26 protein-coding genes are annotated in these 24,313 nt (G+C 64.5%); 11 read left to right on the plus strand and 15 right to left on the minus strand.

The window, feature by feature from the left end; all coding sequences use genetic code 11:
• Positions 1 to 172 precede the first annotated feature (172 nt).
• Positions 173 to 580, minus strand: coding sequence for an RT0821/Lpp0805 family surface protein (locus NR187_RS12030; RefSeq protein WP_211382499.1), 408 nt, complete (start codon positions 578 to 580; stop codon positions 173 to 175).
• 113 nt (positions 581 to 693) lie between these two features.
• Between NR187_RS12030 and pdxH the strand changes: the two genes are divergently transcribed.
• Positions 694 to 1,335, plus strand: a complete 642-nt coding sequence (gene pdxH / locus NR187_RS12035) for a pyridoxamine 5'-phosphate oxidase (protein WP_211382498.1) — start codon at positions 694 to 696, stop codon at positions 1,333 to 1,335.
• A 26-nt stretch (positions 1,336 to 1,361) separates the two neighbouring features.
• Entirely contained in the window at positions 1,362 to 2,114 is a 753-nt protein-coding gene (locus tag NR187_RS12040) for an SDR family NAD(P)-dependent oxidoreductase (protein ID WP_211383509.1), read from the plus strand.
• A 206-nt stretch (positions 2,115 to 2,320) separates the two neighbouring features.
• Here the strand turns inward: NR187_RS12040 and NR187_RS12045 are convergent, their stop codons facing one another.
• Positions 2,321 to 2,539, minus strand: coding sequence for a hypothetical protein (locus tag NR187_RS12045; RefSeq protein WP_211382497.1), 219 nt, complete (start codon positions 2,537 to 2,539; stop codon positions 2,321 to 2,323).
• 207 nt (positions 2,540 to 2,746) lie between these two features.
• Positions 2,747 to 3,724 carry a magnesium transporter CorA family protein gene (locus NR187_RS12050; RefSeq protein ID WP_211382496.1) on the minus strand — a complete coding sequence of 326 codons (978 nt, stop codon included), beginning with the start codon at positions 3,722 to 3,724 and terminating at the stop codon, positions 2,747 to 2,749.
• Between the two features lie 338 nt (positions 3,725 to 4,062).
• Here NR187_RS12050 and NR187_RS12055 point away from each other — a divergent pair, with 338 nt between their 5' ends.
• On the plus strand, positions 4,063 to 4,746 hold the full coding sequence (locus NR187_RS12055) for a L,D-transpeptidase (RefSeq protein WP_211382495.1): 684 nt from the start codon (positions 4,063 to 4,065) through the stop codon (positions 4,744 to 4,746).
• Between the two features lie 37 nt (positions 4,747 to 4,783).
• On the opposite strand, the gene NR187_RS12060 is transcribed toward NR187_RS12055, so the two are convergent.
• A complete protein-coding gene (locus NR187_RS12060) occupies positions 4,784 to 5,896 on the minus strand; it encodes an extensin family protein (RefSeq protein ID WP_211382494.1) in 1,113 nt (370 codons plus the stop codon).
• A 64-nt stretch (positions 5,897 to 5,960) separates the two neighbouring features.
• Here NR187_RS12060 and NR187_RS12065 point away from each other — a divergent pair, with 64 nt between their 5' ends.
• Together NR187_RS12065 and NR187_RS12070 are read left to right on the plus strand one after the other, a co-directional pair.
• Positions 5,961 to 7,589, plus strand: a complete 1,629-nt coding sequence (locus NR187_RS12065; RefSeq protein WP_211382493.1) for a fatty-acid--CoA ligase — start codon at positions 5,961 to 5,963, stop codon at positions 7,587 to 7,589.
• Positions 7,590 to 7,797: 208 nt separating this feature from the next.
• Positions 7,798 to 8,652: a DUF1499 domain-containing protein gene (locus NR187_RS12070; protein WP_211382492.1), complete on the plus strand. Its 855-nt coding sequence runs from the start codon at positions 7,798 to 7,800 to the stop codon at positions 8,650 to 8,652.
• 7 nt (positions 8,653 to 8,659) lie between these two features.
• Here the strand turns inward: NR187_RS12070 and NR187_RS12075 are convergent, their stop codons facing one another.
• The 4 genes from NR187_RS12075 to NR187_RS12090 form a co-directional block, all read right to left on the minus strand.
• Complete coding sequence (locus NR187_RS12075; protein WP_211382491.1) at positions 8,660 to 9,583, minus strand: MBL fold metallo-hydrolase; 924 nt, start codon at positions 9,581 to 9,583, stop codon at positions 8,660 to 8,662.
• A gap of 165 nt (positions 9,584 to 9,748) precedes the next feature.
• A complete protein-coding gene (locus tag NR187_RS12080; RefSeq protein ID WP_135177394.1) occupies positions 9,749 to 10,963 on the minus strand; it encodes an acyl-CoA dehydrogenase in 1,215 nt (404 codons plus the stop codon).
• 135 nt (positions 10,964 to 11,098) lie between these two features.
• On the minus strand, positions 11,099 to 12,175 hold the full coding sequence (gene ribB, locus NR187_RS12085; protein ID WP_211382490.1) for a 3,4-dihydroxy-2-butanone-4-phosphate synthase: 1,077 nt from the start codon (positions 12,173 to 12,175) through the stop codon (positions 11,099 to 11,101).
• Positions 12,176 to 12,367: 192 nt separating this feature from the next.
• Positions 12,368 to 14,098 carry a cation:proton antiporter gene (locus NR187_RS12090; protein WP_211382489.1) on the minus strand — a complete coding sequence of 577 codons (1,731 nt, stop codon included), beginning with the start codon at positions 14,096 to 14,098 and terminating at the stop codon, positions 12,368 to 12,370.
• A gap of 67 nt (positions 14,099 to 14,165) precedes the next feature.
• On the opposite strand from NR187_RS12090, the gene NR187_RS12095 reads away from it, so the two are divergent.
• Both NR187_RS12095 and NR187_RS12100 read left to right on the plus strand, forming a co-directional pair.
• Positions 14,166 to 14,693 (plus strand): DUF3124 domain-containing protein, encoded by a 528-nt coding sequence (locus NR187_RS12095; protein WP_211383508.1) that lies wholly within the window; start codon positions 14,166 to 14,168, stop codon positions 14,691 to 14,693.
• Between the two features lie 79 nt (positions 14,694 to 14,772).
• A complete protein-coding gene (locus NR187_RS12100) occupies positions 14,773 to 16,008 on the plus strand; it encodes a PLP-dependent aminotransferase family protein (protein ID WP_211382488.1) in 1,236 nt (411 codons plus the stop codon).
• 10 nt (positions 16,009 to 16,018) lie between these two features.
• On the opposite strand, the gene hpaD is transcribed toward NR187_RS12100, so the two are convergent.
• Positions 16,019 to 16,873 (minus strand): 3,4-dihydroxyphenylacetate 2,3-dioxygenase, encoded by an 855-nt coding sequence (hpaD, locus tag NR187_RS12105; protein ID WP_211382487.1) that lies wholly within the window; start codon positions 16,871 to 16,873, stop codon positions 16,019 to 16,021.
• 18 nt (positions 16,874 to 16,891) lie between these two features.
• Positions 16,892 to 17,164 carry a helix-turn-helix domain-containing protein gene (locus NR187_RS12110; RefSeq protein WP_211382486.1) on the minus strand — a complete coding sequence of 91 codons (273 nt, stop codon included), beginning with the start codon at positions 17,162 to 17,164 and terminating at the stop codon, positions 16,892 to 16,894.
• 157 nt (positions 17,165 to 17,321) lie between these two features.
• On the opposite strand from NR187_RS12110, the gene NR187_RS12115 reads away from it, so the two are divergent.
• Entirely contained in the window at positions 17,322 to 17,774 is a 453-nt protein-coding gene (locus NR187_RS12115; protein WP_211382485.1) for a hypothetical protein, read from the plus strand.
• A 95-nt stretch (positions 17,775 to 17,869) separates the two neighbouring features.
• On the plus strand, positions 17,870 to 18,088 hold the full coding sequence (locus tag NR187_RS12120; protein ID WP_211382484.1) for a hypothetical protein: 219 nt from the start codon (positions 17,870 to 17,872) through the stop codon (positions 18,086 to 18,088).
• A gap of 70 nt (positions 18,089 to 18,158) precedes the next feature.
• Here the strand turns inward: NR187_RS12120 and NR187_RS12125 are convergent, their stop codons facing one another.
• Entirely contained in the window at positions 18,159 to 18,977 is an 819-nt protein-coding gene (locus tag NR187_RS12125; protein WP_256806538.1) for an aldo/keto reductase, read from the minus strand.
• A gap of 245 nt (positions 18,978 to 19,222) precedes the next feature.
• On the opposite strand from NR187_RS12125, the gene NR187_RS12130 reads away from it, so the two are divergent.
• On the plus strand, positions 19,223 to 19,444 hold the full coding sequence (locus NR187_RS12130; protein WP_211382482.1) for a hypothetical protein: 222 nt from the start codon (positions 19,223 to 19,225) through the stop codon (positions 19,442 to 19,444).
• Here NR187_RS12130 and NR187_RS12135 read toward each other — a convergent pair.
• The 4 genes from NR187_RS12135 to NR187_RS12150 all read right to left on the minus strand — a co-directional run bounded on the left by NR187_RS12135 (position 19,441) and on the right by NR187_RS12150 (position 23,529).
• Positions 19,441 to 21,015, minus strand: coding sequence for an alkaline phosphatase (locus tag NR187_RS12135; protein WP_211382481.1), 1,575 nt, complete (start codon positions 21,013 to 21,015; stop codon positions 19,441 to 19,443). The genes NR187_RS12130 and NR187_RS12135 overlap by 4 nt on opposite strands.
• A gap of 185 nt (positions 21,016 to 21,200) precedes the next feature.
• A complete protein-coding gene (locus NR187_RS12140; RefSeq protein ID WP_211382480.1) occupies positions 21,201 to 21,620 on the minus strand; it encodes a hypothetical protein in 420 nt (139 codons plus the stop codon).
• Between the two features lie 106 nt (positions 21,621 to 21,726).
• The gene (locus tag NR187_RS12145; protein ID WP_211382479.1) at positions 21,727 to 22,728 is read right to left on the minus strand and encodes a nitronate monooxygenase family protein; all 1,002 of its coding nucleotides are present in this window, start codon (positions 22,726 to 22,728) and stop codon (positions 21,727 to 21,729) included.
• A gap of 63 nt (positions 22,729 to 22,791) precedes the next feature.
• Positions 22,792 to 23,529, minus strand: a complete 738-nt coding sequence (locus tag NR187_RS12150; RefSeq protein WP_211382478.1) for an SDR family oxidoreductase — start codon at positions 23,527 to 23,529, stop codon at positions 22,792 to 22,794.
• A gap of 163 nt (positions 23,530 to 23,692) precedes the next feature.
• Between NR187_RS12150 and NR187_RS12155 the strand changes: the two genes are divergently transcribed.
• Positions 23,693 to 24,160, plus strand: a complete 468-nt coding sequence (locus NR187_RS12155) for a helix-turn-helix domain-containing protein (RefSeq protein ID WP_211382477.1) — start codon at positions 23,693 to 23,695, stop codon at positions 24,158 to 24,160.
• Positions 24,161 to 24,313: the final 153 nt, after the last annotated feature.

Genomic DNA, 24,313 nt, shown 5'->3' on the forward strand with positions numbered 1-24,313 from the left:
TCGGGAAATCGATATGTTCAAAGGGCTCCCCGCCCCATCTGAGCCTCATGTGGGGGCGAGTGGCATTTTTGCAACTAGTCTTCGGGGCTGATTCTCTACCTCTGGAGCACGATCTTATCGAAAAACCGGTTCCCGCTTTTCGCGAACGCGGCCCTTCGGGTCCGGATCATGCTCAGCTCCGCCATGGCTTTAGCGTATGAATCTCCCAACGGCCACGGGTGCTTTGGCAGCCGGCGCCCTGGAGCCAGCTTTCGGTGCGGCCGTTGACGTAGCTCGCCAGGAAATCGCGGCACTTGCGGCCGTCCTCGGCGGCATAGGATTGCGCGATCGGCGTAACCGAACCGCGCGCCCCGGTCTCCGGATTCTCCCAATGCTGGCTGGAATCCTTGTCGCCCTTGCTGAGGACGTCGGAGGCGGCGTTTCGGGCGAAGGCGAGATCGGTCTCGGTGGGGGCCGCCTCCTTCGCCGGCATCGCGATCGAGCCGGTGAGGTCGCTGTCGTCGGCCTTGGCGTAGGCACTCGTGTCATTGCGCGAAAAGCTGCAGCCGCTGGTGCCGAGCCCGATCAGAACGACGGTCATGACGAAGCCGGACGGCCGGATCGACGATAGGCCAACGCGTCCCCATGCCCTATATAGGGCGGAAGCGGACAACAACGCGTTTTGGGCCGCAGGACGCAACTCGGACTCCAGACATGACCGACACGACTTCGATGAAACACCAGACACCCTTAACATCCGGTGATTTCACCGCCGCCGACGAGCCGTTTGCGCTGTTCGAGGCCTGGCTGAAGGAGGCCATCAAGAGCGAGCCGAACGATCCGAACGCGATGGCGCTCGCAACCGTCGACCCGGAAGGGCTTCCGGACGTGCGAATGGTGCTGATGAAGGGCTTCGATACCGATGGTTTCGTCTTCTACAGCCACATCGCGAGCCAGAAGGGCCGCGAACTCGCCGCAAATCCTAAGGCGGCGTTACTTTTTCACTGGAAGTCGCTGCGCCGTCAGGTCCGCATCCGCGGCAACGTGACGCCGGTGACCGACGCCGAGGCCGACGCCTATTTTGCGACCCGCCCCAAGCAGGCGCAGATCGGCGCCTGGGCGAGCAAGCAGTCGCAGGAGCTGGAAAGCCGCTTCGCCTTCGAGCAGGCCATCGCCAAGGTCGCGGCCAAGCACGTCATCGGCGAGGTGCCGCGTCCGCCGGGCTGGAGCGGCTGGCGCATCACGCCGGCGCGCATCGAGTTCTGGCACGACCGCCCATTTCGCCTGCACGACCGCATCGAATTTCGCCGTGACGCGGCCGGCGAGCCGTGGTCCAAGACGCGGATGTATCCCTAGAGCTTTGGCCGATCTGAAAGATGTCCATGCCGCATTCGTCCAATGCGCCGCGCCGCACGCTGCTCCTGACCGGAGCGAGCCGCGGCATCGGCCACGCCACCGTGATCCGCTTCTCGTCGGCGGGCTGGCGCGTCATCACCTGCTCGCGGCATCCGTTCCCGGAGGATTGCCCGTGGGACGCAGGCCCCGAAGATCACATCCAGGTCGACCTTGCCACCCCCGCCGATACCACGCGTGCGATCTCCGACATCCGCGACCGCCTCGAAGGCGGCATGCTCCATGCGCTCGTCAACAACGCCGCGATCTCGCCAAAGGGCCCTGGAGGCTCAAGGCTCGGCTCGGTCGACACCGATCTCGATACCTGGACGCACGTGTTCAACGTCAACTTCTTCGCGCCGATCATGATGGCGCGGGGACTGATCGAGGAATTGAAGGCGGCCAAGGGCTCGGTCGTGAACGTCACCTCGATCGCGGGCTCGCGGGTGCATCCCTTCGCAGGCGCGGCCTATGCGACCTCCAAAGCCGCGCTGGCATCCCTGACGCGCGAGATGGCCTCGGATTTCGGCCGGGTCGGCGTGCGCGTCAACGCGATCGCGCCGGGCGAGATCGACACCTCGATCCTGTCGCCGGGCACTGAGAAGATCGTCGAGCAGCAGATCCCGATGCACCGCCTCGGTACGCCCGACGAGGTCGCCAAGATCATCTACGTGCTGTGCACGGACACCAGTTCGTACGTCAACGGCGCCGAGATCCACATCAACGGCGGCCAGCACGTGTAGGTGCGCGTCATTGCGAGCGAAAGCGAAGCAATCCAGACTGCCTCCACGGAGACGGTCTGGATCGCTTCGTCGCTGCCGCCTTCGCTCCTCGAGTTACGGCAGACAAGTCGCTCCTCGCAATGAGAGAATTGGAAGTGCTCAGGGAAGCAAGGCGATCCAGACAACGCCGCCGCAAGACCTGGATCGCCCGCCCTTCTTTCCGTTGCTCAGTCGATTCGAATCCGACGCGACCGATCGCGCAGCCGGGGAGCTGCGGCATTAAATGCAGTCGAGCAGTCGTCGTCATTCTCACCGTCGAGCAGCGGAGCACCACAGTGCCGGCACATGCGTGCCGACATCGACGCCGCCTTGCCGCTCGCCAGGACCTGACGATAGTTCGCCAGATCAATGACGTTGCGGAGCGACGTTATGTGTTTTTCAACCATGGCTGTTCCTCGCGGCTAACCCACTGCTTATCGCAGACAAGTTTCGCGCAAACGTTCAGCCCACCGCTCAAATTTTACCGGAGGAATTGGGGCACTGCGCACACATCACCGCACGGCCTCAATCCCGCTCTATTCTGCGACACCAAGCACCGTGTCTCTACGACCGGCGTAAGGTCTCGGTAGCTATCTCCCGAGAGGGCTACGAGATCAGAGCCACTTCTTCCACTTGAAGATCCAGTACGGGACGATCGCCGCGATCAGCATCAGCACCAGCGCAAACGGATAGCCGTGCGCCCACTCGAGTTCCGGCATCGCCTTGAAGTTCATGCCGTAGATCGAGGCAATCAGCGTCGGCGGCATCAGGACGACGGCCATGACCGAAAACAGCTTGATGATGTTGTTCTGCTCGAGATTGACGACGCCGAGCATGGCGTCGAGCACAAAGGTGATCTTGCTGGAGAGATAGGAGGCGTGGTCGGTCAGCGAGGCGACGTCGCGCTGCATGGTCTTGAGCTGCTCGCGCATGTCCTTCGACCATTTCACGCCCTCCACCACCGCGGACAGGAACGTGACGACGCGGCCGATCGACACCAGGCTCTCGCGGACCTTCGAGGTGAGATCGCCCTTGCGGCCGATCGAGATCAGGATCTGGGAATATTGCTTGGCGTGGCCGTGGCGCTCGCTCTCGGGCTCGAAGATGTCGTGGCTGACCTGGTCGATGTCGGCGCCGCATTTCTCCAGAATGTCGGCGCAGCGGTCGATCACGGCGTCCAGCAGTTCCACCAGCACCATCTCGCCGGTGATCGTGGGCACGCACGAACGGGCAAGCTTGGCCTCGACCAGGGCGAAGGGCTTCGGCAGATCGTAGCGCACCGTCACCAGCCGATGGTCGCCCAGAATGAAGGTTACCGGCGTGGTCCGGGGCATGTCGGTATCGGAGTGGCACATCAGCGTCGCAGTCATGTAGCGCGCGCTGTTCTCGATATAGAGGCGGCTGGAGATCTCGATCTCCTGCATGTCTTCCCGGGTCGGGATCGCGATACCCGCGAGCCGCTCAACGGCCTTGTCCTCGGCCGCGGTCGGATTGACCAGGTCGATCCAGACCGCCGCCTCCGGTAGTGCCGCGAGATCGTCGACGACCGCCTTCTTGAGGGAGCCCTCGGAGGGAAGAAACACAGAAAACATGCACAACTCCAGCAGGGCCTGCGACAGAATGACAGCCCTTAGCGCGATTCTGACAAGTTCATGATGACAAGCACATTAACGGAGCGTTTGCATTTGTGGCGGCGCCGTGGCCCGACCGTGGCATGGAATCGACAGTTCGGCATCCTTTGTCCAAAAGCGAGCTCTGGGGTGCAAAACTTGCGGCAAAAAAGCCACAGCTAGGGGCTCGCAGTGCGGGAGAAGGTCCGAAACGCTGGAATTGTGGCAGATTTCAACGATAATGGGGGTCAACGGAATCGTGGAATTTGGGCTTGGCTCAAGCCCCGCGAAAGCTTGTTGTTTTCGATTGGAATCAAATCATGTCGTCGCTGAAAGTTATGCTGGGTATTTTGGCCGCTGGCCTGATGCTGTCGGGCTGCATGCAGGCCACGCATTTTGAGGCGACCGACACCAAGGCCTTCAAGCCGAAGGACAAGGAACTCCTTGCCAAGGTTCGGTACGAGAACACCCCGGTCGCTGAGCCGTTCCGCCGCGCTATCGTCGATTACCATCGCAAGGAAGCGCCGGGCTCGATCGTGGTCGATTCCGACAATCACTATCTCTACTACGTGATGGATGGCGGCAAGGCGATCCGTTACGGCATTACCGTCGGCGAAGAGGCAATGGCCTGGTCCGGCATTGCCAAGGTCGGCAGCATGACCGAGTGGCCGGCCTGGCACCCGACCCCCGGCGAGATTTCGCGCCTCGGCGTGCCCACCTTCGTCGCGCCCGGTCCGGACAATCCGATGGGCTCGCGCGCCATGTATCTCTACTCGGGCGGCAAGGACACGCTGTTCCGCATTCACGGCACCAACCAGCCGGAATATATCGGCGCCTCGATCTCGTCGGGCTGCATCCGCCTGACCAACGAGGACGCAATCGACCTCTATAGCCGCGTCAAGGTCGGCACGATCGTGGTCGTGCTCGAGCCGAAGCACGGTGACTCCCCGTACAACTCGCGGCTAGCGCTGCAGGGCGGCGCCAGCCAAACGAGCCAATACTGATCGTCTCCCGATCTCCTGAATTGAAAAAGCGCCGGTTCTACCGGCGCTTTTTTGTTGCGGGCTTCTTGGATGCCGGGTTCGGTGCGGGAGGCGCGGGCTTCTCGGGCTCTTCGGCCTCATCCGCCTGGTCTTTGGCAGCCTCGGATTTACCGTCCGCCTTGGCCGCGACCTCGCGCGGCGGGGCCTCTTCCGGCCGTTCCGCCGGCAGCAGCGGGGCGACCTGCGGCAGGGGGTCCCAGACGTTCCACTGGCAGATCCGGTAGTCGTTGCGCCGCTGGGCCAGATCGAGATGGATGTGATCCTCGTGGTACCAGTCCGAGCCGGGGCCGAGCACGGTCGTAAAACGCGAGCAGACCGAATGCAGCACGCGCTCGCGCACGTCGCGCGACAAGGTGCGGTCGGTCAGACCGATCGACTGCCCGTTGACGAGCTTGATGGCGCGGACGTCGATGGCGTTGGCCTTGCCGTGCTCGGACAGTATCGCACCGGCGACGCGGTTGCGGCCGCGGCACTCGAAGCTGTCGAAATTGTCGAGATCGCTGATGGTCGAGCCGAGGCTCGCGGCCAGCGGCACCATGTCCTTGCGCACCCAATCGGCGATCGCTGACGCCATGGTGCAGCGGAGAATCGCCGCCGGCTTGACCGCCACCTTGCGCTTGTCCGGCAGCACGATGGCCTCCAGCCGCACCAGATCCTCGCCGCCGCAGGCGCCTGGACCGCGGATATCCGGGATCGAGGGCGCGACTGCGATGTCCTCGGTCAGCGCAAGGCGGCAGGCCGAGACCTGCTTCTCGGGCGGCGCCGCGGCCTCGGCGGGCTTGCTGGCGTTGGGCCTGTCGGGAGAAGGCTTGTCCGGGGAAGGCCTGTCCGGGGAAGGCTTGCCTTCGGCCTCCGGCGCGGCCTCGTCCGATGCTTTGGGGGCTTCCTCAGGGCGCGGTTTCGGTAGCGGGATCTTGGCGGAATGATGCGTCGCGCGCGGCCGTGGTGTACCAAGACCGAAGATATCCAGCGGACCAGCATATTTTCGCGCCTCCGCCCTCTCGGCGAGCACGAGCGACAGCCCCAGCGCGACGGTAACCATTGCCGCGCCGGCGGACATATAGCCGCGACAAGACCATTTGCGGCGAAAGTCCGGCAGGCTAAAACTCATGACAATTCTTTGGCCCAGCGCTGAGAGCGACAACCGCCCAGCGAATTCTCGGAGGAACGACGGAATGCTTGGTTTGATGCAAGATTGGCCCCTGCTCTGCCACCGTATCATCGAACACGCCGCCAGGATTCATGGCAAGCAGGAGGTCGTCACGCGATCGGTCGAGGGGCCGATCCATCGCACCACCTATGGCGACATCCACAAGCGCGCGCTCAAGGTCTCGCAGATGCTGGAGCGCGACGGCATCAAGCTCGGCGACCGTGTCGCAACGATCGCCTGGAACACCTGGCGCCATCTCGAGGCGTGGTACGGCATCATGGGGATCGGCGCCATCTGCCATACCGTCAATCCCCGCCTTTTCCCCGAGCAGATCGCCTGGATCATCAACCATGCGCAGGACCGCATCGTGATGACCGACATCACCTTCGTTCCGGTCCTTGAGAAGATCGCCGACAAGCTGGGAAGCGTGGAACGCTACGTCGTGCTCACCGACAAGGCGCACATGCCGCAGACGACGCTGAAGAATGTGGTCGCCTACGAGGACTGGATTGCGGAGGCCGACGGCCAATTCAAATGGAAGGATTTTGACGAGAACACGGCAGCCGCGATGTGCTACACGTCCGGCACCACGGGCGATCCGAAGGGCGTGCTGTATTCGCATCGCTCCAACGTGCTGCACGCGCTGATGGCGAACAATGTCGACGCGCTCGGCACCAGCGCCTCCGAGACCATGCTGCCGGTGGTGCCGCTGTTCCACGCCAACAGCTGGGGCATCGCCTTCTCCGCGCCGTCGCAGGGCACCAAGCTGGTGATGCCCGGCGCCAAGCTCGACGGCGCCTCGGTCTATGAGCTGCTCTCGACCGAGAAGGTGACGCACACCGCCGGCGTTCCGACGGTGTGGCTGATGCTGCTCCAGCACATGACCGCCAACAATCTGAAGCTGCCGGACCTGAAGATGGTGATCTGCGGCGGCTCGGCGATGCCGCGCTCGATGATCAAGGCCTTCCTCGACATGGGCGCGAACGTGCGCCACGCCTGGGGCATGACCGAGATGAGCCCAATCGGCAGCGTGGCGGCGCTGAAGCCGCCGTTCCAGAATGCCACCGGCGAGGCGCGGCTGGACGTGCTGCAGATGCAGGGCTACGCGCCGTTCGCGGTGGAGATGAAAATCACCGACGATGCCGGCAAGGAGCTGCCGTGGGACGGCAAGACCTTTGGCCGTCTCAAGGTCTCCGGCCCGGCCGTCGCCAAGGCCTATTACCGCGTTGACACCAACATTCTCGACGAGGACGGCTTCTTCGACACCGGCGACGTCTCGACCATCGACGAGGCCGGCTACATGCGGATCACCGACCGCTCCAAGGACGTCATCAAGTCCGGCGGCGAGTGGATTTCCTCGATCGACCTCGAAAACCTCGCAGTCGGCCACCCCGCCGTGGCGGAGGCCGCCGTGATCGGCGTGTTCCATCCCAAATGGGACGAGCGGCCGCTCCTGATCGTGCAGCTCAAGCAGGGCCAGCAGGCCAGCCGCGAGGACATCCTGAAGTTCATGGACGGCAAGATCGCCAAATGGTGGATGCCGGACGACGTCGCCTTCGTCGACGGCATCCCGCACACCGCCACCGGCAAGATCCTGAAGACGGCGCTGCGCGACCAGTTCAAGGATTATCGCTTTCCCAACGCGGCGGCATAGGTAGGCCGTCACAGGCGCCATGCCCGGGCTCGTCCCGGGCATCCGCGTCTCGGCTGCAGAAAGGCGTGGAAGGCCGGGCCAAGCCCGGCCATGACGGTCCGGACGCCTGCGGAACGCTTGAATTTACGGCCGGGGCGTGGTCTCAACGGCCCATCGTCGCGCCAGATCGGCCGGCACCGCGCCCCAAGACTTCGGCAGAGCTCACCCGATGGCCCGCAGGTTTTCCGCTCCCTATCAGTCGGAGCCCGTGTCCAGCCTCGCAAGTTGGGCGCGCAATCTGGCCGTGTTCGCAGTCGTGGCGGTGGTGGTCTCTATCCTCATCCTCCGCTTCGGCTTCCTGGAGATGAAGCCGGCGCTCGCGACCTTCTTCGGCGGGCTTGGGATCGCCGCGCTCTCGATCCTGTTCGGGCTCGCCGGTTTTGCCGCAATCTGGCAGAACGGCTCGCGCGGCATGGCGCGCATCCTGCTTGCCTTCCTTATCGACGCAGCGATCCTCGGCTATCCCGCTTATCTCGGCCTGCAATACCGCAAGCTGCCGGCGATCCACGACATCACCACGGACCCGATCGACCCGCCGCGGTTCGATGCGCTGGCGCGTCTGCGTACCGGCGACGGCACCAACACGGCCGTCTATGCCGGCCTCTATTCGGCCGAGCAGCAGCGCCAGTTCTATCCTGATATCGAGCCGATTGAGCTCGAGATTTCCGTCGACCGCGCCTATGCGATCGCACTTCAGCTCGTCAACAAGCGCAAATGGCTTGTCATCGACGAGCGCGCGCCGCAGCCGCCGCGCCGCATCGGCCGCATCGAGGCGGTGGCGCGCTCGCCGATCATGGGATTCCGCGAGGACATCGCGATCCGCGTCGTGCCCGACGGCGACGATTCCCGCGTCGATATCCGCTCCGCCTCGCGCTATTTCGAGAGCGACCTCGGCAGCAACGCCGCGCGCGTGAAAAAATTCATCGACGATCTCAACACCGCAGCCGATGCCGACGCGCTCAAGCCGGTGAAGAAGACGCCGGTGATCCCGCCGAAGGCGCCGGCGAAGACGGTCAAGAAGTGACCGTGAGCTAGGCGTTCGCCATCCGGTACGTCCCGCCAATCACGGGATCGCCATCCGTCGCCACCACGCCGCGGGCGACGAGATCCTCCAGATGCGCCAGCACGGAATAGCCGGCGGCGGTCGTCAGCCTGGGATCGATGCCGATATAGATCGCGCGGACCATGGTCGGGATGTCGGTCTCACCCTTGGCAAGGCGATGCAGGATCGAGGATTCGCGCGCCTTGCGGTGACGGATCAGGAAGCGCACGAAACGCGGCCCGTCCGGGATCTCGGGGCCGTGGCCGGAGAAATACAGATCCTCCTCGCGTGCGGCCAGGCGGTCGAGCGAGGCCATGTAGTCGATCATCGAGCCGTCGGGAGGCGCCACGATCGAAGTCGACCAGCCCATCACGTGATCGCCGACGAAGTTGAACTTTCGCTCGGGCCAGGCGAATGCAAGATGGTTGGCGGTGTGGCCGGGCGTTGCCACGGCCTCCAGACGCCAGCCGTCGCCTTCAACGACGTCGCCATCGGCGATCCTGATATCGGGCGCGAAGTCGCGGTCGACGCCGGATTCCGGATTGTGCTTCTCGCTCTCGAAGCGCGGGCGCGAGGCGCGGTGCGGGCCTTCGGCATAAACCGGCGCGCCGGTCGCCTGCTTGATCCGCGCGGTGTTCGGCGAATGGTCGCGGTGGGTGTGGGTGACGAAGATATGGCTCACCGTCTCGCCGCGCACGGCATCGAGCAGCGCCGCGGCATGCGCCTCGTCGTTCGGACCGGGATCGATGATCGCGACGTTGCCCTGGCCTACGATGTAGCTGACCGTGCCGGTGAAGGTGAACGGGCTCGGATTGTTACAGAGCACGCGCCGCACGCCGGGTCGGACTTCCTCGACGCTTCCGGCTTTGAGTGGAAAGTTGCGGTTGAACGGGACGTCGTCGTTGTCGGACATGGGACTTCCTGTGCACTACGGTCCCACCCCTCGCCGTCATACCCCCCGCGAAGGCGGGGTATCCATTACGCCGCGGCGCCGGTGGCGAAGGCGAGGTCTCTGGGATGCTGGATCGCCCGCTCCGGTGCGCAACTGCGCACAAGGCGGGCGATGACAGCTGAGCAATCAGAAAAACGCCTGAATACCCGTTATCGCGCGGCCCAGGATCAGGGCGTGGACGTCGTGGGTGCCCTCATAGGTGTTGACCGTCTCGAGGTTATGGACGTGGCGCATCACGTGGTATTCGATCGAGATGCCGTTGCCGCCGTGCATGTCGCGCGCGACGCGGGCGATGTCGAGCGCCTTGCCGCAATTGTTGCGCTTCATGATCGAGATCATCTCGGGGGCGAACTTGCCCTCGTCCATCAGGCGGCCGACGCGAAGCGAGCCCTGGAGCCCCAGCGCGATCTCGGTCTCCATGTCGGCGAGCTTCTTCTGCACGAGCTGGGTCGCGGCGAGCGGCTTGCCGAACTGCTTGCGATCGAGCGTGTACTGGCGGGCGCGGTGCATGCAGTCCTCGGCCGCGCCGAGCGCGCCCCAGGAGATGCCGTAGCGGGCGCGGTTGAGGCAGCCGAACGGACCCTTGAGGCCGGAGACGTTGGGCAGCAGCGCGTCCTCGGGGACCACGACGCCGTCCATCACGACTTCGCCGGTGATGGAGGCGCGCAAGCTGAGCTTGCCGCCGATCTTCGGCGCGGACAGGCCCTTCATGCCCTTCTCCAGCACGAAGCCGCGGATCTGGTTGTCGTGGGCGGCCGACTTGGCCCAGACCACGAACACGTCGGCGATCGGCGCATTCGAGATCCACATCTTGCTGCCGGTCAGGCGATAGCCGTCGGAAACCTTCTCGGCGCGGGTTTTCATGCCGGCCGGATCGGAGCCGGCGTCAGGCTCGGTCAGGCCGAAGCAGCCGACCCATTCGCCGCTGGCGAGCTTGGGCAGGTACTTCTTGCGCTGGTTCTCGTCGCCATAGGCGTAGATCGGGTACATCACCAGCGAGGACTGCACCGAGTTCATCGAACGATAGCCGGAATCGACCCGCTCGATCTCGCGCGCGACGAGGCCATAGGCGACGTAGCTCGCATTGGCGCAGCCATACTCCTCAGGCAGGGTGATGCCGATCAGGCCGAGCTCACCCATCTCGTTGAAGATCTCGCGATCGGTCGTCTCTTCGAGATAGGCCTTGGCGACGCGCGGCATCAGCTTGTCCTGGGCATAGGCGCGAGCGGTGTCGCGCACCATGCGCTCGTCTTCGGTGAGCTGCTCGTCGAGCAGGAACGGATCGTCCCATTGAAAAGAAGCCGCAGCCGGCTTGTCCTTGGCCTGAGGGCGCACGCTCATGAAACGTCCTTTCGTCTGGTTCCGTCGAAATTTGCCCGACAAAGTAAAGCGCCGCGGCAACAAGTGCAATTGCGTTGCAGATGGATGGGTCTGCGTGAATCCCGGGGACGCAGGTCGCGCCGGAGCATGACAGCGCTAGCTTTCGAGCTGCTCGTTGGCGACGATCTCGATGCCGAAGCCCGACAGGCCCTTGTAGTCGTGCACCGATGAGGTGAGATGCCGGATCGAGGTGACGCCGAGATCGCGCAGGATCTGCGCGCCCACACCGACCTCGCGCCACTGGCGGTTGCGGTCGGCCTCGGTCGCGCTCTCATCGGGCAGCGGCGCCACGGGGACGCCGGCTGCGCCGTCGCGCAGGTAAACCAGCACGCCACGGCCGGATTTCTTGAATTGCTCGAGCACCGCCGCCATGCGCTTGTGGCCGGTAAACGTGTCCTTGACGATGTTGGGCTTGTGGAAGCGCGTCAGCACGTTCTTGCCGTCTCCGACGCCGTTATAGACGAAGGCGACGTGGGCGATGGAATCGAACGGCGAACGGTAGGCATAGCCCTGCAGCGGGCCGATCGGGCTCTCGGTGACGAAGGTCGCCACCCGCTCGATCAGCTTCTCGCGCGCCTGGCGGTAGGCGATCATGTCGGCGATGGTGACGTGCTTGAGCTTGTGCTGGGCGGCGAAGCGGGCGACCTGCTCGCCCTTCATCACGCTGCCGTCGTCGTTCATCAGTTCGCTGATGACGCCGACCGGCGGCAGGCCGGAGAGCTTGCACAGGTCGACCGCGGCCTCGGTATGGCCGGAGCGCAGGAGCACGCCACCGTCCTTGGCGATCAACGGGAAGATGTGGCCGGGACGGGCGAAGTCGTTGGCGCCGGCATTGGGATTGGACAGCGCGCGGCAGCACGAGGCGCGCTCCTCGGCGGAGATACCGGTGCCGCCGTCGGGCTTGTAGTCGATCGAGACCGTGAACGCGGTGGTGTGCGCGGAATCGTTGTGGGCGACCATCGGATCGAGCCGCAGCCGGCGCGCGTCCTCGGTGGTCACAGGGGCGCAGACGATGCCGGAGGTGTGGCGGATGATGAACGCCATCTTCTCGGCGGTGCAGAGCGACGCGGCGACGATCAGATCGCCCTCGCCCTCGCGGTCCTCGTCGTCAGTGACGACCACGAGCTCACCCCGGGCAAAGGCCTGCAAGACTTCCTGAACGCTATCGGGCATTTCCCAATCTCTATCGGTTATGGCCCGGAGGCTTAGCCGGACTTGGGCCGGGGCGCTAGTGTCCTGGACGCAACCGCATATGCCCGATGGCGGCCCGGTCAGAAGGTTTCAGGCGTGCACCGCTGAAGGCTTGCACCGAAGATACCAGGGATTTGGGAGCAAATAGCCCGGGAGGAAGGCCGCCGGACACCGTCAGGGCAGCACTTCGCGCCGCTCGCCGAGCCGCTGATCGAGCTCGGCGCGCTTGTCGGCCAGCAGGCCGGCCTGGGCCGCCTCGATCACCGTGAACAACTCATGGGCGTCGCTGAGCCGGGTCACGGTGACATAGCTGGCGCCGGCCGCGTAGAGTTCGTCCACATCCGACAAGAGATCGGCGGTGGCAACGATCATGGCGGTCGGGTTGAGGGTGCGGACGTGGCGGACCAGCTTCTCGTTGCTGGCGCCCTTCAGAAGCGCATCCGGCACGCTGAGGATGATCATCTCGGACTTGCCGACGCCGGCATGGAGCAGCGTGTCGGCGCTGCTGATGTCGCCATAGATCACGTGCAGGCCGCGCGAAAGCAGCGTCTGGAACACATTGGGATTGAAGTCGATCACGGTGATCTGCTCGAGCAGCACCGGTGCTTGCCGTTCGATCTCGGCCAGCAGCGCGCTCGCCGCACGGAAAAAGCCGAGGATGACGATCCGGCGGGCCTCGCCGTGGCCGCCCTCGTGGCCGTCCTCACCGTGCGCGTGGCCGTCGTCGAGGTCCTTCAGACCGATGCGCTTCAAGGGGCCGATCGCCCAGCGGGTGATCTCGTCACTGCGGGTCATCACGAAGGTCGAGAGCACGGCCAGCACCACGAAGGCGAAGGAGGCCGCATTCGCCGTCTCGGCTGCGATGTGGTTGTCGGCAACGCCGGTCTGGATCACCACCAGCGAGAACTCGGATATCTGCGCGAGGTTCAGGGCCGGCAACAGGCTGGCGCGCAGGCCCTGCTTCATCAGATAGAGCGGGGCGAAGGTGGTGACGAGGCGGCTCAGCACCGTGAACGCCGCGATCATCAAGGCAAGTCCGATCACGGAGAGGCCTGGCACGGGAATGGTCATGCCGAGCGCGACGAAGAACAGCGTGATGAAGAAGTCGCGCAGCGTCGTGACCTTGGCGGTGACGTCGAGCGCATAGGGAAAGGTCGAGAGCGAGACGCCGGCGATCAGGGCGCCCATCTCGCGCGACAGCGACAGCCGCTCGGCCGTCTCGGCGACCAGGAAGCACCAGGCGAGCGCGCCGAGCAGGATCAGTTCGGGGCGGCGGGCGATCTGGTGAAACAGGCGCGGCAGCACGTAGCGGCTGACCAACAGCGCGGCGGCCACCAGCACCGCGACCCGGGCGATCGAGAGCAGGATGACGCTGATCTCGAGATTGGCAAGGCTCGGCTGCACCGCCAGGAAGAGAATGGCGAAGATGTCCTGGAGCACCAGTACGCCGAGCGTGATACGGCCGGGCAGCGTATCGAGCTCGCGCTTCTCGTACAGCACCTTGACGATGATGACCGTGCTCGACAGCGCGCAGGCGACGCAGAGATAGACCGCGTCGAACTGCCCCCCGCCGAGCGACAGACCGATGCCGGCGAAGAACAGCACCCCGAGCAGGCAGCCGCCGAGGAGCTGGCCGCCCGCCGCGAACAGGATCACCTTTCCGGCCCGCACGATCTTCTTCAGGTCGATCTCCAGGCCGATCATGAACAGCATGAAGATCAGGCCGAGCTCGGAGATGACGCTGATCGATTCCTGCGACTTGACCCAGCCGGCGCCGAATGGACCAATGCAGAAGCCGGCGATAAGATAGGCCAGGATCAGCGGCTGCCGGGAGAAATGGGCGAGCAAGCCCAGCATCCAGGCAAACAGAATACAGAGAGTGATGTCGCGAATGAGCTCGTGCATGCCAGATCGGTCCGTTTTGCCGCACCCTAGTGATCGAGTGCGGCGCGGCAAGCGAGCAATTCGTCACATGCGTTTGGCGTTCGCTGCCGCCGTGTTGATAGGCACGCTCGCATCCGTCTTGCCTGCGGCCGCGCAGTCCAAGGTCAATATCGAACAAAACTTTGCCGATTCGCTCACCGCACTGCCGAAGGAGGAACTCACGGTCTCCGGCGGGTTCTACGTGCCGGCCTATTCCAGCGTCGCGATGAGCCAGGGCAAGCTGCGTGTCGACTTCTCGGTGACCTTGAGCGTGCACAACGCCTCCGAGACCCAGCCGCTGGTGGTCAAACGCATCGCCTATTTCGACACGGCAGGCAAGCAGGTGGAGACCTACCTGAAGGGTCAGGTGGCGCTGAAGCCTCTGGCCACCGTCTCGATCTTCATTCCGACCGACGACGTTCGCGGCGGGACCGGAGCCAATTTCCTCGTCGACTGGGCCGCCGCGGGCGAGATCGCCGAGCCTGTTGTCGAGGCCTTGATGGTTGGCGGCGTCGCCAATGCACATTACGCTTTCATCAGCCAAGGCCGTCCGACCCGGACGGCCGGCAAGAAGTGAGGCGGCCGGCACGACAGAAGCAAGGCTGACCGGCGCAACGCCGGCCGCTCAACAAGAAACAGAAAAGAGGAACGCCCCCATGACGTCCAGCTTCGATTTCGCGCCCCTGTTTCCCGCAGGGCTACCGGCCCCTTCCGCGCGCTGGACGGGCCTTGCCAAATACAGTTTTGTCGGCGGCAACAACGATTCCGGGCAGCTGCCACTGGATGAGCTGATCGAGGCCGCCAGCACGGCCTTGCAACGTGAGGGCCGATCGCTTGCCACTTACGGGTTGGCACATGGTCCGCAAGGTTACCTGCCATTGCGCGAATTCCTGGTGACAAAACTCAAGCGCGATGCCGGCATCAACTGCACCGTGGACGATCTGCTGATCGTCTCCGGCTCGCTGCAGGCGCTTGACCTCGTCAACTCGACGCTGCTGAGCCGCGGCGACACCGTGATCTTCGAGCAGGAGAGCTATCAGGGCTCCTTGACCCGCCTGGCACGGCTCGGGGTCAACGTGGTGGGCATCCCGCTCGACGAGGACGGCATGCGCATGGACGCGCTGGCCTCGACGCTGGCCGACCTGAAGAGCCGCGGCATCCGGCCGAAATACATCTACACCATTCCGACCGTGCAGAACCCGACCGGCAGCATCATGCCGGAGAGCCGCCGCGCCGAACTGGTGCGGCTGGCCGCCGAATATGGCGTGCCTGTTTTCGAGGACGATTGCTATGCCGACCTCGTCTGGTCCGGCCAGCGGCCGCCGGCAATTTACGCGATGAGCCCGAACGGCGGCGTGATCCATATCGGCTCGTTCTCGAAATCGATCGCGCCGGCGCTGCGTGTCGGCTTCATCGTCGCGCCCTGGGATGTGATGTCGCGGATGCTGGCACTGAAGACGGACGCCGGCTCCGGCGCGCTGGAGCAGATGGTGCTCGCCGCCTATTGCAAGCCGCACTTCGCAAGCCACGTGCCGGCGCTGACCAAGGCGCTGCGCACCAAGCTCGATACGCTGATGGAAGCCCTCAACGAGCAATTCGGCACCGCGGCCGAGTTCGAGGAGCCCAAGGGCGGCATCTTCCTGTGGGTGAAGCTGCCCGATCAGGTCGACACGCTGAAGCTGTACCAGGCTGCACTCGCGGCCGGCGTCTCGATCAACCCGGGGCCGGAATGGTCGACCGACAAGAGCCATTCCAGCTCGCGCCTCAGGCTGTGCTTTGCAAGCCCCTCGCATCAGCAGATCCGCGACGGCGTCGCCGTGCTGGCCGAGGTCTGCCGCCGGGAGTTCGGCGTGCCAGCCCGCAGCGCCAATGTCGAGAAGGCGCGAGCGTGAAGGCTATGCCTCACGCCTCGACGTGAAACTCCACGTTCACCTGGCCGCTGCCGGATGACGGAAAGTACTCGCAGAGCTGCTCGGCTCTGCCATGGTACTCGTACCAGCCAAGCGCGGCGAATAGCATGATGGTGTCAGCCATGCCGCCTTCGCCATTGCACTTGGTGGCATAGTCCGGGAGCATGTCGAGGAATTCGCGGTAGCGGCGGCTTTGCCAAAGCTCGAGCACGCGGAGATCGACCTGGCGGTTGAACTCGCTGGCAACACTCGTCCACGCCTCAGGGCCCAGCTTCTTGTTGGGCCAGAGCCGATGCGAGAGCGAGCCGCTGGCAACGATCGCGACCTGCTCGCCGGATTTCTCGATCGCACGGCGCGTCGCTTCGCCGAGGGTACGGCTTTCCTCGAAGGACGTGAACAGCGGCGAGGCGACCGAGATCACCTTCGCGAAGCCATCCGGGTTCATGTAGTGCATCGGCACGATGGTGCCGTACTCGAGCCCGAGGCTCGCCACCTGGTGCGCGATGACATTGAGGCCTGCATCGCCGGCCCCGCTGGCGATTGCCTCGGCGAGCCGCGTGTCGCCCGGCAGGTCGTAGCGCAGATCCTGAATCATCTGCGGCGCCTCGTGGCTGGTGAACGAGCCGCGATGCCGGGCATTGGCGTTGATGTGATAGCCGAAATTGGAGAGCCAATGGGTGTCAAACACCACGAAGCTGGTGACGCCACGCTGTTTCGCCCGCCGTCCAAGCTCGCGCAGGGATTGGACGGCCGCTTCGCGCGCGGCGCGCAAGGAGCTTCCTGGCTGCTCCGACAACATCAAGGATGGAACATGGGTGACCTTCGCTGCCAGTACGAGCTGCCCCATCGCGGTCACCTCAAAGCGTCAGGCCGCCTGGGGCTGGCTGCCGTGGATCGCGGAGGCCAGCCGCAGCAGCAGCACGATCGAGACGTTGCCCTTACCGGCCTCGATCTGGGCGATGTAGCGCTCGGAAATCCCGGAGCGGCGGGCGAGTTCGCGGCGCGACAGGTCGCAGCGCATGCGCGAGGACCTCAGGCGGTCGCCCAGCTCGGCCAGAAACGCGGTCTCGGAGTAAGGCGGCGCGGCACGGCTCCCCGGCAGCACTTCGCCCGCAAAATCCACGACTTGATTCAGCATCGATCTATCCAATTCGCCTACCGGAAGCACCATCCTACAGGGCAATCAGGCCGCCTCATTGACGCGGATCAAATTCGCGCGCGATCGGCTGCTGCCATGGACGGCTGCGAGCAGGCTGCTACACTTTGGAATTCTTCGAGGCGGGGATCTTCAGGACATGACGCGTGGTTTGAGCCGCTTGATCGCGGCAGCGGTGCTGTGGGTCGCGTTCACCGCCGCAGCCGGCGCCGGGTCGCTTGCGGCAACGGTCGAGCAATGGGGCCTGCTCGGCTCATGGGCGGTCGACTGCGCAGCTCGGCCCGACCGCGACAAGGGCGCCCTCTTGACCTACGAGATCCGGAAGGACGGCCGGGTGATGTACCGGCGTGATTTCGGCGAGGCCAGGGACGAGAACGAAGTGGTGTCCGCAACGGTCAACGCCGAGGGCCTGCTCAATCTGATGGTGTACTTCCCCTCGCTCCAGCAGACGCGAGAGTTCGGCCTGCTGGTGTCAAAGCAAGGAAGGCTGCGTGCGATCTACAATCGCAGCGAGCGCGGCCAGTACACGATCAGGGACGGCAAATACGTCGCCACCGGCGCGCCGACACCCGCGCAGCAACGCTGCGATTAACTACCTGAACAAGTGTTCAGAATTCTCTTCCCGTTCCTCCGGAACGTTCGCGCGCATGCGCAGTTCTCATTGGCATTGAATTGGAGGAGGACATCATGAAGAAGCTTGGTTTTGTGGTTGCGGCTCTCGGCGCGCTCGCGATCGTTGCACCGACGATGGCGAATGCCGAAACGGTGGTGATCAAGAGCGGCCATCACGGCTACGGCGCCCGCGCCGAAATGCGCGAGCATCGCGACCATGGCTGGCATCGCGGCTGGCACCATCGCGACCGGGTCGTGGTGGTCAAGCGTGGTCACCGTCACCACTGGGATTAATGCCTAACGCATCATGGAAATGGCCCCTCGCGGGGCCATTTCTTTGCGTCTCAAAACTGTGCTGGCAAAGCTAATCCCACGCCGGCGCAAAGCCGGGATTGACGCAGCGACTGTCCTTGGGCAACGCAGCGATCTTCTTGCGGTCGGCATCGTCGAGCGTGATCTTCATTGCGTCGAGATTGGCCTGCTGGCTCTCGCGGCGCGCGGCCTTCGGGATCGCCGCGACGCCGTCCTGATCGAGCAGCCATTTCAGCGCAACCTGCGCAGCCGTCGCATTGTGCCTGGTGCCGATCTCCGCCAGCACCGGATCCGAGGCGATGCGTCCCTGTGCCAGCGGGCAATAGGCGACCAGCGGAATCGACCTGGCATGGAGATAGGCCAGCACCTTCGATTGATCGAGCATGGCGTGATATTCGATCTGGTTGCAGGCGATCGGCGCCTTGATGTCCTCGACCGCGATCTTGAGCAGCGCCGTGGTGAAATTGGCAACGCCGATCGCCCGCGTGCGCCCCTCCTCCTTCAGCTTCATCAAGGTGTCGAAAACCGCGCCCCAGTTCGCGGCTTTCGACGGCCAATGCACGAGATAGAGATCGACATGGTCGAGTCGCAGCTTGTTCAGGCTGGCGTCGAAGGCCCGTCGGATCGCGTCCGGCGCCAGATTCTCGTGCCAGACCTTCGTCGTGACATGCAGCTCGCTGCGCGGCAGCCGCGCCGCGGCGAGAGCCGCGCCGATCGGTTCCTCGTTGCCGTACATCTCGGCCGTGTCGATGTGGCGATACCCGATCGACAGCGCGCTCTCGACCGCGTCGCGGCAGGCATCGCCCTGCATGCGGAATGTGCCGAGGCCGAGCTTGGGCATGCTGATGCCCTGTGTCTTCAGATTGCCCATGAGTTAACTCCTGACGTATTTCAGCGCGCGGTGGGTCCGCGGGAACGGACTCTTCGGTGATGGAAAAGAGGCGGCGGGAGCGGGCACTTTAGCGCGGATGGCACCCCTGGACCAATCAAGATCGGGTTAGCAAAATAGCCGGCGGGCATCGCCGCGACAGCCAAACGGCATTTCAGCTTATGCCCCTCTCCTGTCAGCATCAGACCATGGCGGTCATTCCGGCCGCACGCGACACGGAGACGATCATGCAGACGATTCTGACGATGGCCATCCTGGCGGCCGCCCTTGCCGGTGCCACGCCGACCTATGCCGACGGCTTCGCCTATATGGGCTCACCCAAGCAGGGCGAGTTTTTCGTCCGGCAATCCACGGCCCCGCAGCTGCCGGCCTGGATGAATGCGCGCGCAGAAGCCCCGCAGCCCGTGACCCGGCCCGTGCGCGGCGGCATCGGCCTGCGCATGCCTTAGGAATGCTGCGCCACCACGGCCGGGCGTGCCTGCGGCTGCGGCTCGATGTCGACCGACCAGAGGTCGCGGTCGTCGACGTCTTTCAGCGTCACGGTCATCACGCCGTTGCGGCCGTCGATATCGACGCGGCCGAAGAACTGCAAGCCGAAGCAGGGCGCCAGATTCTCGCCCTGCGCTTCGCTGCATCCGTTCTGGTACATCGCGACCGGACCAAACGTGTCGTCCAGTTCGCCCGGCCCCCAGGTGCCGGCATGCAGGGGACCGGAGACGAATTCCCAGAACGGCTCGAAATCCCTGAACTGCGCCTTGTTTGGATCGTAATAATGCGCAGCGGTGTAGTGCATGTCGGCGGTGAGCCAGACGATGTTGCGAACACCGGTGCGCTTGATCGAGGCCAGCAGATCGGCGATTTCGTGCTCGCGCCGGTCGGGCGGCCCGTCGCCGAGCGCAACCGCATCCGGGCTGACGAGGCCGATCGGCAGGTCGGCGGCGATCACCTTCCAGGTAGCGCGCGAGGCGGCGAGCTCGCGCTTCAGCCAGGCGAGCTGCTCGGCGCCCAGGATCCAGCCGCGATGGTCATCGCCCTTGTTCCAGCTGTCGTCGCGATAGCTGCGCATGTCGATCATGAAGACATCGAGCCGCGGACCATAGGCGATCTTGCGATAGACCCGCCCCTTCCGCGCGCCGATGTCGCGGATCGGCATGAAGTCGAAGAAGGCGCGGCGGGCGCGCGCGACCAAACGCGGCGTGCCGTCGTCCTCGTGGCCGGCGTCGTCATAGCTGCCGGTCGGCGACCAGTCGTTGGTGACCTCGTGGTCGTCCCACTGCGCGAACATCGGCACCTCGGCGTGGAAAGCGCGGAAATGCTCGTCGAGGTGGTTGTATTTGTAGTTGCCGCGGAACTGCGCCAGCGTGTGCGCGACCTCGGATTTCTCCTCGGTCACCAGATTGCGCCAGGTCTCTCCGTTCGGCAGCTTCTGCTGGGAGGGAATCGTGCAGTCGGCGTAGATGTGGTCGCCGGAGTGGATGAAGAAGTCCGGGCGGTTGTCGAGCATCGTGCGATAGCTGCGATAGCCGCCGCGCGAGATGTCGATGCCCCAGCCCTGCCCCGCGACATCACCCGACCACAGGAACGAGATCGACCGGCCGGCAGACGGCGCGGTGCGGAAATGGCCGACGCGGGTTTCGCCGGCAACGCCGGTCGCGATGTCGTCGAAGCGGACTCGATAGAAGATGTCTTGCCCCGGTGGCAGATCGTTCAGAAGGACTTTTGACGTGAAGTCGGCGTCCGGCAACGCATCGCGCGAAGCTGACGCGATGACGGTCTTGAAGCTCTCGACGGTCGAGCACTCCACCTGCATGCGCGCAGGCCGGTCAGCGCGCGCCCAGATCACAGCCGAGCCGTCCGAGATATCGCCGGACTGGATGCCGCCTGCGATCTGCGGACGATCCGCGGCGCGGCCGAGGTGCGGCTTGGCGAGTGTGCCGAGCGAGGCGACGGCGAGGCTTGAGGTGGAGCGGACCAGGAACTGCCGCCGGGTCCAGGCGCGCGCGGCGCGGAGCGTTGCCATTCAGGGAACCTTCGTCGAATCGCGACGGAAGGTGCCTGCGCCGTTTGACTCCCGGCTTACGGTTTCTTGACTCCATGCCTACCGTTTTGCGACGGACAGATGACGGATCGGGCTACACCTGCGCGACGGTGCACTCGTTCGCCCCGTTCTTACGGGGAGAGCGTTGGGTCCGGCTGTCTCGCCAGCTAATGCTTCCAGTTGCAGATGCCGCCGCTGCGGCACGGCCAGGTCTGGATTCGGGTGTCCATCGCCTGCGCATCCAGAGGATTGCCGTGACGATGCGCGAGTCTGGTGCGAGCGGCGCCGCGCGGCTGCGCGGGCCTGGCGTGCGCGACCTTCGGCTCGGACACATGCACACGTTCAGCCGCGACCTTCTTCGGCACATCTACCGGTTCGGCCCGCGCCTGCGCTTCGTTGCCGCCGCGCGCCTCCAGCGCAACAGGAGCGAATTGCGTCTCGGGCCCGAGCCGCTTCGGCGACAGGACTGCCTTGGACAGGTCAAGGCCGAGATATTCACCGGGCTTGTAATCATCAGCGCGCGCGAGGCCGCCCCATGCGAGCACGACGCCGAGGGCAACGACAAAAGATACGCTCTTCAGGACCACGGACGCCTCCTGAAATTGATTGTTAAGGGGTAATTTACTTCTATCTAGGAGGCGTCGCGCGCAATTCCAGCGGCCAAATGCCGCCGTGGTTAAGAAGTTTGCGGTGTCAGGCGACCTTTCGCGCTGCACCCGTCCCGTCCAGGAACCCCATCAGGCGGCTCCGGATGATGGTTTCCGCTTCGCCCATGATGCGATCCACCAGTTCCTTGCATGAGGGGATGTCGTGGATGAGGCCGGCCACCATTCCGCAGCTCCAGGCGCCCGCATCCATCTGGCCCTCCAGCATGATCCTGGGATAGACGCCCGCGACCTGGTCGTGGATGTCGTCGATCTTGAGCTTGTCGCCCTTCTCGCGCTCGATCTCGAGCAGGCGATCGACGTTGGCGTTCTTGAGCACGCGCTCGGTGTTGCGCAAGCTCCGCATGATCAGGCGGGTGTCGAGCTCGGTGGCCGCGACCAGCGCGTTCTTCACGTTCTGATGCACCGGCGCTTCCTTGGTGGCGATGAAGCGCGTGCCCATGTTCATGCCGGCCGCGCCCAGCGAGAGCGCCGCAACGAGGCTGCGGCCGTCCGCCATGCCGCCGGAGGCGACGAACGGAATCTTCAGCTCCTCCGCCGCACGGGGCAGCAGGATCATGTTGGGGATGTCGTCCTCACCGGGATGACCGCCGCACTCGAAGCCATCGACGCTGACGGCGTCGCAGCCGATGCGTTCGGCTTTCAGTGAATGCCGGACCGACGTGCATTTGTGGATGACCTTGATGCCAGCGGCCTTCAGCGCCGGCATGTAGGCTTCCGGGCTGCGACCCGCGGTCTCCACCGCCTTGATGCCGCCCTCGACGATGGCCGCGATGTATTCCGGATAGGGCGGCGCCGCGAAGGTCGGCAGGAAGGTGAGGTTCACGCCGAACGGCTTGTCGGTCATGCCGCGGCAGCGCGCGATCTCCTTGGCGAGCAATTCCGGCGTCTTCTGCGTGAGACCGGTGATGATGCCGAGCCCGCCGGCATTGGAGACGGCGGCAGCCAGTTCGGCAAAACCGACGAAATGCATGCCGCCCTGGATGATGGGGTGCTCGATGCCGAACAGTTCGGTGATCGCGGTCTTCACGTTTGGGCCTCCCGAAGTTTCGATTTGTGTTTGGATCAGTCTAGCCGGACTTTTGCGCGGCGGTCACCATTTCTCTCCGAACGGCCTGATCTCCATCTCGAAGGTCCAGGCACTCTTGGGCTGCTGATAGAGCTGCCAATAGGAATCGGCCACAGCCGATGGCGGCATCAGGAGGTCGGGATTGTCGAGCGCATTGGGCCCGAGGGCTTCGAGCCGGCGCTGCCGCACCCATTCGGTGTCGACGCCGGAATCGATGATGAGATGGGCGACGTGGATGTTCTTCGGCCCAAGCTCGCGCGCCATCGCCTGCGCCACCGCGCGCAGGCCGAACTTGGCACTGGCGAAGGCGGCAAAGCCGCTGCCGCCGCGCAGGGACGCGGTCGCACCGGTGAAGAAGATCTTGCCGCCGCCGCGCGCCAGCATCAGCCGCGCCGCTTCGCGCCCCGCGAGGAAGCCGGAATAGCAGGCCATCTCCCAGACCTTGCGGAACACGCGCTCGCTGGTGTCGAGGATCGGAAAATTGACGTTGGCGCCGACGTTGAAGATGCAGACGTCCAGCGGCGCGTGCTTGTCGGCGTCGTTGAGGAAGGAGATGACCTCCTCCTCTTTCCGCGCATCGAGCGAACGCGCATGGATCTCGCCGCCCGCGGCCTCGATGTCCCGCACCAGCGGCGCGAGCTTGTCGCCGTTGCGGCGGCCGGCGAAGACCGCGAAACCTTCGGCGGCAAACTTCTTGGCAATCTCCGAGCCGATGAAATCGCCGGCCCCGATCACGGCAGCTGTCGCGTTTCGCTTGGGCAAAGTCGCCTCCTCCGGTGAGAGCGTGTAATTGGGCCGAAGGCTATAGTTCTAAAATAGAACTGTCAAACTTCGCGACGGACTGTTAGGCTTCTTTGCAAATAGCGCTGATCATTCAAGTCAGTTCCTTTTTCTGACTTACTAGGCTCGGCCGGGAGACGGCATCATGAAATGGGACACGCTGGACGAAGAGCCCTGCTCGCTCTCCCGCACCGTCGCGGTGGTCGGTGACCGCTGGACGCTGCTGATCCTGCGCGAATGCTTTTTGCGGGTGCGGCGCTTCGAGGGTTTTCAATCCTCGCTTCAGATCACGCGGCACCTGCTCTCGGAGCGGCTGAAGAAGCTGGTCCGCTTCGGCATCCTGCGCCGCGTCCCCTATTCAGAGGCGCCCAAACGCTATGAATATATCCTCACCCAGAAGGGCCTCGACCTCTACCCGATCATCATGGCGATGGTGCATTGGGGCGACGCCCACATGGGCGACGAACGCGGCCGCCCGCTGCTGCACGAGCACAAGACCTGCGGCAAGCAGTTCGACCCGGTGATGGTGTGCTCGGAATGCGGCGAGGTGCTGCATGCGAAGCAGGTGCATGTGCATCCGGGACCGGGGCGTAAGGAGGCGGTGGCGGGGTGAACGGACGCGAGGTCGCTACGGCGATCGCCGCTCAGCCCGCGCTGGCGAACTCGACAGCCACGTCATTGTGCACGCTATCGTGCCCACGACTGCGCGAAGATGCACGATACGGCTCGCGACCAGCTCGATTTTCTGCGGCGCATTGGAGTTGGG

Source organism: Bradyrhizobium sp. Bra64, from assembly GCF_024519875.1.
Lineage (GTDB): Bacteria > Pseudomonadota > Alphaproteobacteria > Rhizobiales > Xanthobacteraceae > Bradyrhizobium > Bradyrhizobium japonicum_G.